At 70.6% G+C, this 15,351-nt stretch carries 14 protein-coding genes; 7 read left to right on the top strand and 7 right to left on the bottom strand.

Annotated elements, in window-relative coordinates:
* Nucleotides 1-246 precede the first annotated feature (246 nt).
* Nucleotides 247-1,593, top strand: a complete 1,347-nt coding sequence (locus tag QNO07_RS16715) for an MATE family efflux transporter (protein ID WP_283992837.1) — start codon at nucleotides 247-249, stop codon at nucleotides 1,591-1,593.
* 85 nt (nucleotides 1,594-1,678) lie between these two features.
* Here QNO07_RS16715 and rplI read toward each other — a convergent pair whose 3' ends face one another.
* The 4 genes from rplI to rpsF form a co-directional block, all read right to left on the bottom strand.
* Nucleotides 1,679-2,125 carry a 50S ribosomal protein L9 gene (gene rplI, locus QNO07_RS16710; protein WP_283992835.1) on the bottom strand — a complete coding sequence of 149 codons (447 nt, stop codon included), beginning with the start codon at nucleotides 2,123-2,125 and terminating at the stop codon, nucleotides 1,679-1,681.
* A gap of 17 nt (nucleotides 2,126-2,142) precedes the next feature.
* Nucleotides 2,143-2,379, bottom strand: a complete 237-nt coding sequence (gene rpsR / locus QNO07_RS16705) for a 30S ribosomal protein S18 (protein WP_003978893.1) — start codon at nucleotides 2,377-2,379, stop codon at nucleotides 2,143-2,145.
* Between the two features lie 41 nt (nucleotides 2,380-2,420).
* Entirely contained in the window at nucleotides 2,421-2,990 is a 570-nt protein-coding gene (locus QNO07_RS16700) for a single-stranded DNA-binding protein (protein WP_283992824.1), read from the bottom strand.
* A gap of 73 nt (nucleotides 2,991-3,063) precedes the next feature.
* On the bottom strand, nucleotides 3,064-3,354 hold the full coding sequence (gene rpsF / locus QNO07_RS16695; protein ID WP_283992823.1) for a 30S ribosomal protein S6: 291 nt from the start codon (nucleotides 3,352-3,354) through the stop codon (nucleotides 3,064-3,066).
* A 266-nt stretch (nucleotides 3,355-3,620) separates the two neighbouring features.
* On the opposite strand from rpsF, the gene QNO07_RS16690 reads away from it, so the two are divergent.
* The 3 genes from QNO07_RS16690 to QNO07_RS16680 all read left to right on the top strand — a co-directional run bounded on the left by QNO07_RS16690 (nucleotide 3,621) and on the right by QNO07_RS16680 (nucleotide 6,413).
* Nucleotides 3,621-3,935: a hypothetical protein gene (locus tag QNO07_RS16690; protein WP_283992822.1), complete on the top strand. Its 315-nt coding sequence runs from the start codon at nucleotides 3,621-3,623 to the stop codon at nucleotides 3,933-3,935.
* A 232-nt stretch (nucleotides 3,936-4,167) separates the two neighbouring features.
* On the top strand, nucleotides 4,168-5,289 hold the full coding sequence (locus tag QNO07_RS16685) for a lipid II:glycine glycyltransferase FemX (protein ID WP_283992821.1): 1,122 nt from the start codon (nucleotides 4,168-4,170) through the stop codon (nucleotides 5,287-5,289).
* A gap of 92 nt (nucleotides 5,290-5,381) precedes the next feature.
* On the top strand, nucleotides 5,382-6,413 hold the full coding sequence (locus QNO07_RS16680) for an alanine racemase (protein ID WP_283992820.1): 1,032 nt from the start codon (nucleotides 5,382-5,384) through the stop codon (nucleotides 6,411-6,413).
* A 174-nt stretch (nucleotides 6,414-6,587) separates the two neighbouring features.
* Here the strand turns inward: QNO07_RS16680 and QNO07_RS16675 are convergent, their stop codons facing one another.
* Both QNO07_RS16675 and QNO07_RS16670 read right to left on the bottom strand, forming a co-directional pair.
* Nucleotides 6,588-7,670 carry an inositol-3-phosphate synthase gene (locus QNO07_RS16675; protein WP_283992819.1) on the bottom strand — a complete coding sequence of 361 codons (1,083 nt, stop codon included), beginning with the start codon at nucleotides 7,668-7,670 and terminating at the stop codon, nucleotides 6,588-6,590.
* Nucleotides 7,671-7,721: 51 nt separating this feature from the next.
* Nucleotides 7,722-8,414: a PadR family transcriptional regulator gene (locus QNO07_RS16670; protein ID WP_283992818.1), complete on the bottom strand. Its 693-nt coding sequence runs from the start codon at nucleotides 8,412-8,414 to the stop codon at nucleotides 7,722-7,724.
* Nucleotides 8,415-8,791: 377 nt separating this feature from the next.
* On the opposite strand from QNO07_RS16670, the gene QNO07_RS16665 reads away from it, so the two are divergent.
* Both QNO07_RS16665 and QNO07_RS16660 read left to right on the top strand, forming a co-directional pair.
* Nucleotides 8,792-11,437, top strand: a complete 2,646-nt coding sequence (locus QNO07_RS16665; protein WP_283992816.1) for a transglycosylase domain-containing protein — start codon at nucleotides 8,792-8,794, stop codon at nucleotides 11,435-11,437.
* A gap of 178 nt (nucleotides 11,438-11,615) precedes the next feature.
* Nucleotides 11,616-13,019, top strand: a complete 1,404-nt coding sequence (locus QNO07_RS16660) for a serine hydrolase domain-containing protein (RefSeq protein ID WP_283992815.1) — start codon at nucleotides 11,616-11,618, stop codon at nucleotides 13,017-13,019.
* A gap of 24 nt (nucleotides 13,020-13,043) precedes the next feature.
* On the opposite strand, the gene QNO07_RS16655 is transcribed toward QNO07_RS16660, so the two are convergent.
* The gene (locus QNO07_RS16655) at nucleotides 13,044-13,496 is read right to left on the bottom strand and encodes a GNAT family N-acetyltransferase (protein ID WP_283992814.1); all 453 of its coding nucleotides are present in this window, start codon (nucleotides 13,494-13,496) and stop codon (nucleotides 13,044-13,046) included.
* A gap of 483 nt (nucleotides 13,497-13,979) precedes the next feature.
* Between QNO07_RS16655 and QNO07_RS16650 the strand changes: the two genes are divergently transcribed.
* A complete protein-coding gene (locus tag QNO07_RS16650) occupies nucleotides 13,980-15,350 on the top strand; it encodes a globin domain-containing protein (RefSeq protein WP_283992813.1) in 1,371 nt (456 codons plus the stop codon).
* Nucleotide 15,351: the final 1 nt, after the last annotated feature.

Here is a 15,351-nt window from a genome sequence, read left to right as displayed (position 1 = left end):
ACATCCTGTGGAGAACCCGCCGGATCCTGTGCACGAGTCGGGGGACAGCGCTGTGGAGAAGACCGGAAGGTTGCGCCCACGCCTGCCCTGAACTGGCGTTTTCTCGTCCACCGGCTGTGCAGGAGAAAAACTTCGGGACTGCGGGCAAGTTCTCGGCAAAGTGGATCGCCGCAGACGGGCCACCGGGCTGCACGTAATGGTCACATGGTGGTTGCGATTCTTACCTGTGGATGTTTGTATCGGCCCATGGCCCAGGTACCCGTCTCCCCCCGTCGGCCCCCGGCGCGCAGGCACGACCGCGAGATCCTCGCCCTCGCCGTGCCCGCCTTCGGCGCGCTCGTCGCCGAGCCGCTGTTCCTGCTGGCGGACAGCGCCATCGTCGGCCACCTCGGCACCCCGCAGCTCGCCGGGCTGGGCGTGGCGGCGGCGCTGCTGACCACCGGGGTCAACGTCTTCGTCTTCCTCGCCTACGCCACCACGGCCGCGGTGGCACGCCGGGTGGGGGCCGGCGACCTGCCCGGTGCCATCCGGCAGGGCATGGACGGCATCTGGCTGGCACTGCTCCTGGGACTGCTCGTGCTGGCGGTGGTGGTGCCGGTGGCCCCGGCGCTGGTGGACGCCTTCGGGGCCTCCGCGACCGCCGCTCCGCACGCGGTGACCTACCTGCGCATCAGCGCGTTCGGCATGCCGGCCATGCTGATGGTGCTGGCCGCCACCGGAGTGCTGCGGGGCCTGCAGAACACCAGGACGCCGCTGTACGTGGCCATCGCCGGCTTCACCGCCAACGTGCTCCTCAACGTCGTGCTCGTCTACGGCGCCGGGCTGGGCATCGCCGGGTCGGCGCTCGGCACGGTGATCGCCCAGTTCGGCATGGCCGCCGTCTACCTGGTCGTGGTGGTGCGCGGGGCGCGCCGGCACGGCGCGGTGCTGCGCCCGGACGCGGCGGGCATCCGCGCCTGCGCGCAGGCCGGCGCGCCGCTGCTGGTCCGCACGCTGTCGCTGCGGGCCGTTCTGCTGATCGCCACCGCGGTCGCCGCACGACTCGGCGACGCGGAGATCGCCGCCCACCAGATCACCCTCACGCTGTGGACGCTGCTGGCGTTCGCCCTGGACGCCCTGGCGATCGCCGGGCAGGCCATCATCGGCCGCTACCTGGGCGCCGGAGACGAGGCGGGCGCGCGGGCGGTGTGCCGTCGCATGGTCCAGTGGGGTGCCGTCGCCGGGCTGGTGCTCGGCGTGGCGCTGCTGGCGGCCCGGCCGTTGCTCCTGCCGCTGTTCACCGGCGATCCGGCCGTGCAGGAACGGCTGTTCACCGCGCTGCTGGTGGTGGCCGTGACTCAGCCGGTCGCCGGGGTGGTCTTCGTCCTGGACGGGGTGCTGATGGGCGCGGGGGACGGACGCTACCTGGCCTGGGCGATGCTCGCCGTGCTGGTGGTCTTCGCACCCGCCGCGCTCGCGGTGCCCGCTCTCGGCGGCGGCCTGGCCGCGCTGTGGTGGACCATCGCCGGCCTGATGATGGCGACCCGCATGGTGACCCTGTGGTGGCGGGTCCGCTCCGGGCACTGGCTCGTCACCGGCGCCGTCCGGGCCTGACCCGCGGCTGGGCGTGGCTGTGCACGGCGTGAGGGCCGCCACTCCGGGCTGGGGTGGCGGCCCTCACGGACGAGCGGGTGATGCCTTACGCGGGCTGGACCTCGACGCCGACCTTGGCGACGACCTCGGGGTGCAGCCGGACGGAGACCTCGTGCGCGCCGAGCGACTTGATCGGCGTGCGCAGCTCGATGCGGCGCTTGTCGAGCTCGGGACCGCCGGCCGTCTTCACCGCACCGGCGATGTCGGCGGGGGTCACGGAGCCGAACAGGCGGCCGCCGTCACCGGCACGGACCTTCAGGCGCACCTGCGTGCCCTCGAGCTGGCCCTTGATGCTGTTGGCCTGCTCGATCGTGGCGATCTCGCGGATCTTGCGACCGCGACGGATCTGCTCGACGTCCTTCTCTCCGCCCTTGGTCCACCTGATGGCGACACCGCGGGGGAGCAGGTAGTTGCGAGCGTAACCGTCGCGGACCTCGACGACGTCGCCGGCGATACCGAGGCCGGAGACCTCGTTGGTAAGGATGATCTTCATGATTCGGTCACCCTTCCTTATCGAGCGGTCGACGTGTAGGGCAGCAGTGCCATCTCGCGGCTGTTCTTCACGGCCGTGGCGACGTCACGCTGGTGCTGGGTGCAGTTGCCGGTGACCCGGCGGGCACGGATCTTGCCGCGGTCGGAAATGAACTTCCGCAGCAGGTTCGTGTCCTTGTAGTCGACGTAGGAGATCTTCTCCTTGCAGAACACGCAAACCTTCTTCTTAGGCTTGCGAGCAGGCGGCTTCGCCATTGTCTCTCTCCAGTGAGTTCAAGAAGTGTGTGCTGAGCGCCCTAGAAGGGCGGCTCGTCCGAGTAGCCGCCGCCGGAACCGGCGGAGCCGCCGGAGCTTCCGCCCCAGCCACCGCCGCCACCGCCCTGCTGGCCGCCGGCAGGTGCGCCGGTCGCCCAGGGGTCGCCGGCGGGAGCGCCGCCGCCGCCCTGCTGGCCGCCACCGGAGCCGCCGCCCCAGTTGCCGCCGCCGCCCTGACCACCACGACCGGATGTCTTGGTGACCTTGGCGGTCGCGTTGCGGAGGCTGGCCCCGACCTCGTCGACATCCAGCTCGTAGACCGTGCGCTTGACGCCTTCGCGGTCCTCGTAGGACCGCTGCTTGAGCCGGCCCTGCACGATGACCCTCGTGCCCCTGGTGAGGGACTCGGCGACGTTCTCCGCCGCCTGCCGCCAGACCGAGCAGGTCAGGAACAGGCTCTCGCCGTCCTTCCACTCATTGGTCTGCCGGTCGAAGGTGCGGGGGGTGGACGCGACACGGAACTTCGCGACCGCCGCACCGGAAGGGGTGAAGCGCAGCTCGGGGTCGTCGACCAGATTGCCGACGACCGTGATGACGGTCTCGCCTGCCATGGATGAACCTCTCGGCGGGGGTGCTAGTGCTGCGTGGTGCTGCTACTCGAGTCCTTCGCTACCGAGCGTCAGCTCAGTGGGTGGAAGGACGGAGGACCTTGGTCCGGAGGACCGACTCGTTCAGGTTCATCTGCCGGTCGAGCTCCTTGACGACCGCAGGCTCGGCCTGCAGGTCGATGACCGAGTAGATCCCCTCGGGCTTCTTGTTGATCTCGTAGGAGAGACGACGGCGACCCCAGGTGTCGACCTTCTCGACCTTTCCGGCGCCCTCGCGGACGACGGAGAGGAAGTTCTCGATCATCGGGGAAACAGCGCGCTCCTCGACATCGGGGTCGAGGATCACCATGACCTCGTAGTGACGCATGTGGAACCCACCTCCTTCGGACTCAGCGGCCACGGTCGTTCCGTGGCAGGAGGGTTGTGATGCGTGAGCAACGGTATCCGCGACCACTGACATCCGACGATCCAGGCGAGCGATCGCCGTCGGGAGCAGGGCAGACACCGGTGCAGACCGTACAGACTACCCGGACCGGGCCCTCCACTTGAAATCCGGTCGGTGACCGCCGCAATCTGGACACATCGGGTGTGAGCGGCGCCACCAGTGCGCCGCCTTCCGACAGGAGGTGCCCCATGGCACAGACAGTGCGGCAGGCAGGTCTCTTCGCGTTCCTCAACTCCGACGGCAGGGCGCATCCGGTCGAGAACGGTCTGACGACCGCGACGCTGCTCCTGGGCGCGATCGCCTTCACCACGTGCTTCTTCCCCGGCCTGCACCTGCTGGCCTCCTGGGCCGGCCTGGCGGGCATCGCGGTCGGGCTGTGGGGCCAGATGGTCTCCGCCACCACGGGTGAGCGCTTCCTGCTGATCGTCGGTCTGGGCGCCTCGGCCTTCGGTTTCTACCTGGGGGTGGCCAACGGAGGACCGTTCGGAGGCATCCTCGGCTGACTCGGCTGACTCGGCTCCGCCTCCCGGCGACCTCCCGGCGACCTCCCGGCGACCTCCCGGGCGTCCGCCCGGTGTACCGCCCCGCGTCCCGCCGGGTCCTGCCCGGTGGTGGTAGGCGGAGGGGCGGTGTCCGCCGCAGGGCGGGGGCGGGACAGGTACGGCCACAGGGGCGGCCTTCCGGCCCAGTAGGCTTCGCGAAGACCCTGCGAAGTACGCCGGAGGAGCGCCCCGCATGAGCCTTACCCTGAGGACCATCAGCCGAGAGCAACATCTGGCGTTCATCCAGAGCCAGCCCTCGGCCAGCCACTGCCAGGTGCCTGCATGGGCGGACGTGAAGGCGGAGTGGCGGGCGGAGAACCTCGGCTGGTTCGAGGACGCCACCGGGGAGCTGGTGGGCGCCGGCCTGGTCCTGTACCGCCAGCTGCCGAAGGTGAAGCGCTACCTCGCCTACCTGCCCGAGGGGCCGGTCATCAACTGGCACGCCCCGAACCTGGAGGAGTGGCTGCGCCCGATGCTGGCGCACCTGAAGGCGCAGGGTGCCTTCTCCGTGAAGATGGGCCCGCCGGTGGTGATCCGGCGCTGGAACGCCGCGGCGATCAAGAAGGGCATCCAGGACCCGGACGTCAAGCGGCTGCGGGACGTGGAGGCCTCCTTCATCGAGCCCCGCGCGTTCGAGGTGTCCGACCGCCTCCGCCGGATGGGCTGGCAGCAGGGCGAGGACGGCGGCGCCGGCTTCGGCGACGTGCAGCCGCGCTTCGTCTTCCAGGTCCCGCTGGAGGGCCGCTCGCTGGACGAGGTCCACAAGGGCTTCAACCAGCTGTGGCGCCGCAACATCAAGAAGGCCGAGAAGGCCGGGGTCGAGGTCGTGCAGGCCGGCTACGACGACCTGGAGGAGTGGCAGAAGCTGTACGAGGTGACTGCCGAGCGCGACCGGTTCCGGCCCCGCCCGCTGTCCTACTTCCAGCGGATGTGGACCTCGCTCAACAACGAGGACCCCAACCGCATGCGGCTGTACTTCGCCCGGCACGAGGGGGAGGTCGTCGCGGCGGCCACCATGCTGATCGTCGGCGGTCACGTCTGGTACTCCTACGGTGCCTCCGCCAACCACAAGCGTGAGGTTCGGCCCTCCAACGCGATGCAGTGGCGCATGCTGCAGGACGCGTACGCGCTCGGCGCGAGCGTCTACGACCTGCGCGGCATCTCGGACTCCCTGGACGACACCGACCACCTCTTCGGACTCATCCAGTTCAAGGTGGGCACCGGAGGCGAGGCGGCCGAGTACATCGGCGAGTGGGACTTCCCGCTCAACAAGCTGCTGCACAAGGCACTCGACATCTACATGTCCCGCCGTTGACCGTGATCCGCCGCGTCTTATTCCGACGGCGTGTCGCTGCCGCCCCCGCAGTTCAGCCCAGATTCCACCACGAGGAAGGTTCCCAACCGGCCATGGCGCTCACCCTCTACGTCGACACCGCGCGCTGGCGGGCGCACCAGCAGTCGGTGATCGAGCAGTTCCCGGGCATCGTCCCGGTCTGCAAGGGCAACGGATACGGCTTCGGCCACGAGCGGCTCTCCGAGGAGATCACCCGCTTCGGTTCGGACATCGTGGCGGTCGGCACCACCTACGAGGCTGCCCGTATGAAGGACCACTTCAGCGGTGACCTGCTGGTGCTCACCCCGTTCCGGCGCGGTGAGGAGCCGGTGCCGCTGCCGGACCGGGTGATCCGCTCGGTCTCCTCGGTGGACGGCGTCGGCGCGCTGGTCGGGGCCCGGGTGGTCATCGAGGTCATGAGCAGCATGAAGCGCCACGGTGTCTCGGAGGAGGACCTCGGCAAGCTGCACGCGGCGATCGACGACGTCCGGCTGGAGGGCTTCGCGATCCACCTGCCGCTGGACCGGGCGGACGGTTCGGACGCGGTCGACGAGGTCATCGGCTGGATGGACCGGCTGCGTGCCGCCCGGCTGCCGCTGGAGACCATGTTCGTCAGCCATCTGAAGGCCGACGAGTTCGCCCTGCTGCAGCAGCAGTTCCCGCAGACCCGGTTCCGGGCCCGCATCGGCACGCAGTTGTGGCTCGGCGACCACACCGCGACCGAGTACCGGGGCGCGGTGCTGGACGTGACACGGGTGGTGAAGGGCGACCGGTTCGGCTACCGGCAGCAGAAGGTCGCCGGTGACGGGTGGCTGGCCGTGGTGGCCGGCGGCACCTCGCACGGCGTCGGCCTGGAGGCGCCGAAGGCGCTGCACGGCATGACCTCCCGGGCCAAGGGCGTGGCCCGCGCGGGGCTGGCGACCGTCAACCGCAACCTCTCGCCGTTCGTCTGGGCCGGCAAGCAGCGCTGGTTCGCCGAGCCGCCGCACATGCAGGTGTCGATCCTGTTCGTGCCGGACGACGCGCCCGAGCCCCAGGTGGGCGACGAACTGGTCGCGCACCTGCGGCACACCACCACCTCCGTGGACCGCATGATCGACCGCTGAGGCCGCTGAGGCCGCTGAGGCCGCTGAGGCCGGCGGGCCGAGGGCACGCGAAGAGGGTCATGTTTCACGTGAAACATGACCCTCTTCGCGTGGTGCCGAAGCGCGTCGCACTCAGCAGGCCCCGGGGCTCGCGCCTACCGGAACCCGCAGGTCGCTAGGCGCGCGGGTGGGACCTCAGTGGTCCACCTCGCCGCGGATGAACTTCTCGACGTTCTCCCGGGCCTGGTCGTCGAAGTACTGGACCGGGGGCGACTTCATGAAGTACGAGGACGCCGAGAGGATCGGGCCGCCGATGCCCCGGTCCTTGGCGATCTTCGCCGCGCGCAGCGCGTCGATGATGACACCGGCCGAGTTGGGGGAGTCCCAGACCTCGAGCTTGTACTCCAGGTTCAGCGGCACGTCGCCGAAGGCACGACCCTCCAGGCGCACGTAGGCCCACTTGCGGTCGTCCAGCCAGGCCACGTAGTCCGAGGGGCCGATGTGCACGTTGTCCGCGCCCATGTCCCGGTCGGGGATCTGCGAGGTGACGGCCTGCGTCTTGGAGATCTTCTTGGACTCCAGCCGCTCCCGCTCCAGCATGTTCTTGAAGTCCATGTTGCCGCCGACGTTCAGCTGCATCGTGCGGTCCAGGACCACACCGCGGTCCTCGAAGAGCTTGGCCATCACGCGGTGCGTGATGGTGGCGCCCACCTGGGACTTGATGTCGTCACCGACGATCGGCACGCCGGCCTCGGTAAACTTGTCGGCCCACGCCTTGGTGCCGGCGATGAAGACCGGCAGGGCGTTGACGAACGCCACCTTGGCGTCGATGGCGACCTGGGCGTAGAACTCGACGGCCGTCTGCGACCCGACCGGCAGGTAGCAGATGAGGACGTCGGCCTGGGCGTCCTTCAGCGCCTTGACCATGTCGACCGGCGCGTCGGCCGATTCCTCGATGGTCTCGCGGTAGTACTTGCCCAGACCGTCGTAGGTGTGGCCCCGCTGGACCTTCACCCCGGTGGAGGGGACGTCGCAGATCTTGATGGTGTTGTTCTCGCTGGCGCCGATGGCGTCCACCAGGTCGAGGCCGACCTTCTTGGCGTCCACGTCGAAGGCGGCCACGAACTCGATGTCCGAGACGTGGTACTCGCCGAACCGCACGTGCATCAGACCCGGGACCCGGCTGTCCGGGTCGGCGTCCTTGTAGTACTCGACGCCCTGAACCAGCGAGGCGGCGCAGTTGCCCACGCCGACGATGGCTACGCGAACCGAACCCATTCCGGTTGCTCCCTGTGTGTTCTCGTTGAGGCTCCGCACAGCGCGGGCCCCTTAGGTGGTGTCATCGGACGGATCCGGCCGGGTGGCACCCCGATGCCGGGGCGTACCGCCCTGATCTTCTGACTGACGTGGATCCGACGCGTGGTCGGCGGGGCGCTGCCCCTCCGGCGCGTCGCGTCGGTCGCGTCCTGCCCGCTCGCTCTCGATGAGCTCGTTGAGCCAGCGGACTTCCCGCTCCACGGACTCCATGCCGTGTCGCTGCAGTTCGAGGGTGTAGTCGTCCAGTCGCTCACGAGTACGGGTCAGAGCCGCTCGCATCTTGTCGAGACGTTCCTCCAGCCGGCTGCGGCGCCCTTCGAGCACCCGCATCCGCACGTCCCGTGAGGTCTGGCCGAAGAAGGCGAACCGCACACCGAAGTGCTCGTCCTCCCAGGACTCCGGGCCGGTCTGGGCGAGCAGCTCCTCGAAGTGCTCCTTGCCCTCGGCCGTGAGCCGGTAGACGATCTTCGCGCGCCTTCCGGACAGCGGCGCCACCGCCGAGTCCTCGTCGGGGCCGCCCGCTTCCTCGGCGATCCACCCCTGCTGGACCAGGGTCTTGAGGCAGGGGTAGAGCGAGCCGTAACTGAAGGCGCGGAACACCCCGAGTGAGGTGTTGAGCCGCTTCCGCAGTTCGTAGCCGTGCATCGGGGCTTCGCGGAGCAGGCCGAGAACGGCGAACTCGAGAATGCCGGAACGTCTGCTCACGACTCCCGTCACTCCTCTCCGTCCGCGGCCGGCTTCCGCCAGTCCGCCCCGATATGCCGTGCTGATGTATCGACTCGATACATCCAGACGATAGAACGGAGTGTCGCATGCGGCAAGGGCGGCCAAAGTGAACGGGCTCACATCTGCGATCTCGTACTGCCGAGTTGCCCGTTTACTGCCCTATGCCCGACAAGGCATGTTTCCAGGCTGCGTACTCTGTCGCTTGTGCAGAAAACCACCGGGAACCATGTGACGCGTGTGCGCGTCCTGGTCTTGGATGCAGTGCGCCCGAACGTGGAAACGGGGCGCATGTCGGGGGACCGGAAGTACACTGCCGCCTTCAGGCGTGGGTGCCTGACCGAGGAGTAGCTGTTCCCATGAGCGAGCACCGTCGAAAGCAGCCGCCGTCGCGCGGCCGTCGCGCGTCGCAGCCGCCGGCGGCCGGCCGACGCGTGGCGCCGCCCAGCGGCGCCACCACCAGCTCCTACGGCGCCCCCGCGGCGGGACCCGCCGGGGGCCGTGCCGAGGCCCGGCGCGCCCAGCGCGGCAGCCGCCGCGCGGCCACCGCAAGCGAGTCCGCCGCGGGTGAGGCGTCGCGGGCCGGCCGGGGTCGCCGGTCAGAGGACCCGCCGAAGAAGCGCTTCATCGACTACCCGCGTTCCACCAAGGAGGGCGCGCGCCGCTGGCTGCCCTCCTGGAGGCAGATCGCCGCGCTGTGCGTGACCGGACTGGGCCTGCTGGTCGGCCTGACGGGCGTGGCCCTCGCGCTGGTGGAACCTCCCAACGAGAACGACGCGGCCAAGGCGCAGAACAACGTCTACTACTGGTCCGACAGCACGGTGATGGCACGGGACGGGCAGACGAACCGTCAGAACGTCGACATCAGCAACATCCCCAGCTCCATGCAGGACGCGGTGATCGCCGCTGAGAACGCCACCTTCCGCGAGGACTCCGGAGTGGACCCGCGCGGTATCGCGCGCGCGGTGGTGAACATGGCCAGGGGGCAGGACACGCAGGGCGGTTCGACGATCACCCAGCAGTTCGTCAAGAACAACTACCTGTCCCAGGACCAGACGGTCACCCGCAAGGCGAAGGAACTCTTCATCTCGATCAAGGTCGGATCGACGATGAAGAAGGAAAAGATCATGCAGGGGTACCTCAACACCAGCTACTACGGGCGGGGTGCCTACGGGATCCAGGCGGCGGCGCAGGCGTACTACGGCAAGGACGCCAAGGAACTGAAGCCGGACGAGAGCGCGCTGCTCACCACGGTGCTCAAGGGCGCCGACCTCTACGACCCGGCCGGTGGTGAGGGCCCGAACAGCTCGCCGCAGCAGAACCGGGCCCGGGCGGAGAAGCGCTGGGCCTGGGTGCTGGACCGTCAGGCCGAACTCGGCCTGATGGAGCAGTCGGAGCGGGACAAGTACCGCAAGTTCCCCGAGCCGATCGAGCGCCGGGACCAGAACAGCAAGACGGGCCAGGTGGGTTACCTGATGGCCGTCGCCAAGGCCGAGGTCCTGCGCAAGACCAGCATCGAGCGGAAGCAGCTCGACCGGGGCGGCTACCAGATCCACACCACGTTCGACCGCAAGAAGGTCGAGCAGATGGAGAAGTCGGTCAACAAGGTCCGCGAGGCGAACCTCAAGCCGGACGAGCGCGAGGTGGACAACTTCGTCCAGTTCGGCGCCGCCTCCGTGGAGCCGGGCACCGGGAAGATCGTGGCGCTGTACGGCGGTGAGGGCTTCGACAAGGGCCACTACACCAACAACGCCAACACCTTCGGTGTGCCGGTGGGTTCGGTGTGGAAGCCGTTCGTGCTGGCCGCGGCGATGGAGCACGGCACCCACAAGAGCAGCGGCCAGGGCATCTCGCCGGACAGCAAGTACGACGGCGACAACAAGATCGCGATCAAGAACCAGGACGGCTCGGAGTTCCTCGACGACAAGGACGAGGTCTTCCGGCAGGTCAACATGAACGACAAGGACTGGGGCCCCATCACGCTGCGCAAGGCGATGGAGGTCTCGGCCAACACCCCGTTCGTGCAGCTGGGCATGGACGTCGGCATGGAGAAGGTCCGCGACACGGCGAGGGAGGTGGGCATCAAGGAGGAGAGCATGGACGGGAACCTCAACCCCTCCTTCGCCCTGGGCACCTCGACGCCGAGCGCGATCCGGATGGCCGACGCCTACGCGACGTTCGCCGCCTCCGGCAGCCAGGCCGAGCCGTTCGCCGTCACCCGCGTGGTGCTGAAGGGCAACGACACGCCCGGTTTCGAGAAGCCCAAGCGCAAGACGGCCATCGACCCGAACGTCGCGAACAACGTGACAGAGGTCCTGGAGGGCGTCATCACCGGCGAGGAGGGAACCGGCGCGGGTGCGCGGTCCCTGGGCCGGCCGGCTGCGGGCAAGACCGGTACCACCGACGGCAACAAGTCCGCCTGGTGGGTGGGGTACACGCCGCAGCTGTCGACCTCGGTGACGATGTTCCGCACCGACCCGGAAAGCAAGGAACTGAAGTCCATGCGCGGCGTCGGCGGCTTCCCGTCGATCGCCGGTGGCAAGCTGCCCACCGAGGTGTGGACGACGTACATGAAGGCGGCGCTCAAGGGCGAGCCGGCGAAGGCGTTCCCGAAGGCCCAGCCGATCAGCAACCTCGTCAACTCCGACGCCATCCCCAGCCCGACGCCGACACCGTCGGAGACGGCCGAGGAGCCGGAGGAGACCGAGGAGCCGGAGGAGCCGAAGGAGACCCCGTCGCCCTCCCCCAGCACCGAGCCGTCGGAGGAGCCCAGTTGCGAGTTCTGGGACGTCACCTGCAACAACACCGGTGGCCAGAACCAGGGTCAGCAGAACGGCGGTTCGGACGGTCAGACCGGCGGTGAGGCGGAGGGCCAGGACGCCGGTACCACCGACGGGCAGACCGGCGGCACGGACACCGGTCAGACCACCGGCGGCAACCAGACCGGCGGCGGCAACACCGGCGGAGGCGGCCTGTTCGGCGGCCGGGGCGAGGCCAACGAGTAGCTGCCCCGGCACGCGGTACCGCACCATCGACACCGCACCATCGACGGCCCGGCGGCCGGGACCCCACCAGGTCCCGGCCGCCGGGCCGTCGCCGTACACGCCGTCGCCGTACACGCGTCCGGGACGCGCCGGACCGGAACAGGTGGCGTGACCTGCCGCGGCGACGTAGGAATTGACCATGACCGCACCTGCGCACGCCCCCGACCCCGACCCCGACCCCTCCACCGCCGCGGAGCCGGCGCTGCTCGACGGCACCCGGCGGGCGCTGCTGCACCGCCTGGCCGTCGCGCAGTACGAGGGCCGGGCGCCCGCCGCGGTGGCGGCCGTCGTGCGGGACGGGCGACGGGTGTGGTTCGGCAGCCGGGGCGCGGTGGACGGCGAACCCGCCACCGCTGACACCCAGTTCCGCATCGGCTCGATCACCAAGACCTTCGTTGCGGTCCTGGTGCTGCGGCTGCGCGACGAGGGCCTGCTGGACCTCGGCGACCGCCTCGGCACCCACCTGCCGACCCCGCAGGGCGGCGACGCGACGATCGCGCAGCTGCTGAGCCATTCCTCCGGGCTGGCCGCCGAGGCGCGCGGGCCGTGGTGGGAGCGGACCCCGGGCGAGTTGCGGCCCGAACCGGCCGACCTCTTCGGGGACGAGCCGCAACCGCACCCGGCGGGCCGCCGCTTCCACTACTCCAACCCCGGGTACGCGCTGCTGGGCGCACTGGTGGAGCGGCTGCGCGGCCGGCCGTGGCACGAGGTGCTGCACGCGGAGGTGCTGGAGCCGCTGGGCATGTCCCGCACCGCGCCGCAGCCGTCGGCCCCGCACGCGGAGGGCTGGGCGGTCCACCCGTGGGCGGACGTGGTGCAGCGGGAGCGGGTGGTGCAGACGGGGCTGATGGCGCCTGCGGGGGAGCTGTGGTCCACGGCCGGCGACCTGTCGCGCTTCGCCGCCTTCCTGGCGGCCGGTGACGAGCGGGTGCTGGGCACGGCGAGCCTCGCGGAGATGCGCGCACCCGCGGTGGCGCCGGAGCCCGCCGACTGGAACGGGTCGTACGGGCTGGGCCTGCAGGTGCAGCACCACGACGGCCGGATGCTGGCCGGGCACGGCGGGTCCATGCCCGGCTTCGTGGCGGCCCTGTGGCTGGACGTCGAGGCGGGCCTGGGCGCGGTGGCGCTGGCGAACGTCACCAGCGGCATGCCGGTGGCGGCGCTCGCCACCGGGCTGATGGCGGAGGTCGCCGAGCGGGAGCCGCGGCTGCCCGGCCCGTGGCAGCCGCTCGACGGGGTCGACACCGCGCTGCTGGCGCTCACCGGGCCCTGGTACTGGGGCGCGGCGCCGTACCTGCTGCGGCTGCGCGGCGGCGGTCGGGTGGAGCTGTCGCCGATGGCCGGCGGGCGGCTGGGTTCGCGGTTCGAGCCGGTGCCGGGCGGGGGCTGGAAGGGCCTGGACGGCTACTTCGCGGGGGAGCCGCTGCGTGCCGTGCGGCGTCCGGACGGCACCGTCGACCATCTGGACCTGGGCACCTTCGTGTTCACCCGGCAGCCCTACGACCCGGACGCGGCGGTCCCGGGCGGTACCGAGGGCTGGTGACGGGCGCTCTCGGCACGGGAGCGGTCAGAGCAGCATCTTGAAGCCCAGGTGCGAGGCCTCGAAGCCGAGCCGCTCGTAGAAGCGGTGGGCGTCCAGCCGGGTGGCGTCGGTGGTGAGCTGGACCAGCGCACATCCCTGGCGGCGGGCTTCGGCGACGGCCCAGGTCAGCAGCTCGGTGCCGAGGCCGGTTCCGCGCTGGTCCACGTGCACGCGGACGGCCTCGACGAGGGCCCGGTCGGCGCCCTGCCGGGACAGGCCGGGCACCACGGTCAGTTGCAGGGTGCCCGCGGGCCGTCCGTCGCGTTCGGCGATCACCAGGTGCTGCTGGGGGTCGGCGCTGATCCGGTCGAACGCCTCCCGGTAGGGAGTGAGGTCCTGCGGGGACTCGCGGGTCGCGCCGAGAGGGTCGTCGGCCAGCATGGCGACGAGGGCGGGCAGGTCGCCCGCGGTGGCGGGCCGGATGGTGAGGTCGCTCATGCCGGCACTCTATGCCTGCCATGTGCCTGCCAGGTGTGGGGCTGATGAGAGGCGGCCCGGCGGCCACCGTCACGGAGGTGAGGGAACCACCGGGACGGCTGGGGTCGTCGGGTTGGGAGGGGCCGGAACGCACGGCTGGGGTTTGGCGGCGGAGCATGCGGACACCAGGCGTGGTGCGGGCTCCGCCGGAGGTCCCTGCCGGCGGAGCCCGCACCGCGCCCGGCGCTACCGGGGGTAATTTCCGTCCCCAGCACACAATGTGCCGGAATTCCCGGGCTTGTCGATTGAGGCTTGTGCGGGCATGGGGTAACGGTATGGTCTACTCCGCATCGTCCTGGCGGCCGTGGCGCCGCCCTGCTGGAGAGCCGTCCCCGCCGATGGAACGCAAGGTGGAGGCACAGCGAGAGAGATGGGGAATTCACGGCCACTTTCCGACTCCGGAAGTGCACAGACCGACCAGAAGACGTACAAGGCGAGGCAGACATGACCACCACGTCGGCCCAGAACGGCATACCCGGCGGGGACACCGGCAGCAGTGGTGACTGGGGCTGGTTCGCGGCGGACCCTCCGGCCCAGCGCGACACCGCCGCGCAGACCGGCCCCGAAGGCACCCCCGGGCACCACCCGCAGACCGCCGCGTCCCCCACCGCCTCCAGGCCTCCGGGTCCCGCTGCCCCTCCGGCCGGGGACCCCGGGCCGCAGCCCGCCGCGGGCCGGCCGTCTGGTGACGCCGTGCTGATCCGCCGCACGATGGCCGAGGTCGAGCCGATCGCGGACGAGGTCACCGCCTACTTCTACGCGCTGCTGTTCGTGGAGAACCCGCAGCTGCGCGAACTCTTCCCGGCCGCGATGGACACCCAGCGCGACCGCCTGTTCAAGGCGCTGCTCACCGCCGCGCAGCACGTCGACGACGCCGCGACGCTGACCGAGTACCTCTCCGGACTGGGCCGCGGGCACCGCAAGTACGGCACCCGCCCCGAGCACTACCCGGCCGTCGGCCAGTGCCTCATCGCCGCGCTCACCCGCTACGCGCCGGGCAGCTGGTCGCCGCAGGCCGAAGCCGCCTGGGTGCGGGCGTACACCGCCATCTCCCAGATCATGATCGACGCCGCCGCGGCGGACGAGCAGCGCGCGCCGGCCTGGTGGCACGCCGAGGTCGTCGCGCACGAGCTGCGCACCCGTGACATCGCCGTCGTCACCGTCCGACCCGACCAGCCCTACCCCTTTCTCGCGGGCCAGTACGCCTCGCTGGAGACGCCGTGGTGGCCGCGGGTGTGGCGGCACTACTCCTTCGCGGGTGCGCCGCGCGCCGACGGGCTGCTCACCTTCCACGTCAAGGCGGTGCCCGCAGGCTGGGTGTCGGGTGCGCTGGTCAACCGGACCAAGCCCGGTGACGTGCTGCGGCTCGGCCCGCCCGGCGGCGCGATGACCGTGGACCACCGGACCGACAACGGACTGGTCTGTCTGGGCGGCGGCACCGGCATCGCGCCGATCAAGGCGCTCGTGGAGGACGTCGCCGAGCACGGCAGGCCGCGCCCGGTCGAGGTGTTCTACGGCGCCCGCAGCGACCACGACCTCTACGACCTGGAGACGATGTTGCGGCTCGGCGAGCGGCACCCCTGGCTGTCGGTGCGTCCCGTGGTGGCCGACGGCTGCCCGATCCGGGCGGCCGGCCTGACCGGGCAGCTGCCCGACGCCGTCCGCCAGAGCGGCGGGTGGAGCGCCTACGACGGGTACGTCTCCGGCCCTCCGGGCATGATCCGCAGCGGGGTGGACGCGCTGCGGGGCGCGGGCATACCCAAGGCACGCATACGGCACGATTCGCTGGACGAACTGGTCGCGGCGGGAGACTGAC

The organism is Streptomyces sp. 549 (assembly GCF_030124175.1).
Taxonomy (GTDB): domain Bacteria; phylum Actinomycetota; class Actinomycetes; order Streptomycetales; family Streptomycetaceae; genus Streptomyces.
The sequence above is the reverse complement of the archived record's forward strand: the minus strand, read 5'-3'. Positions and strand labels throughout refer to the sequence as shown.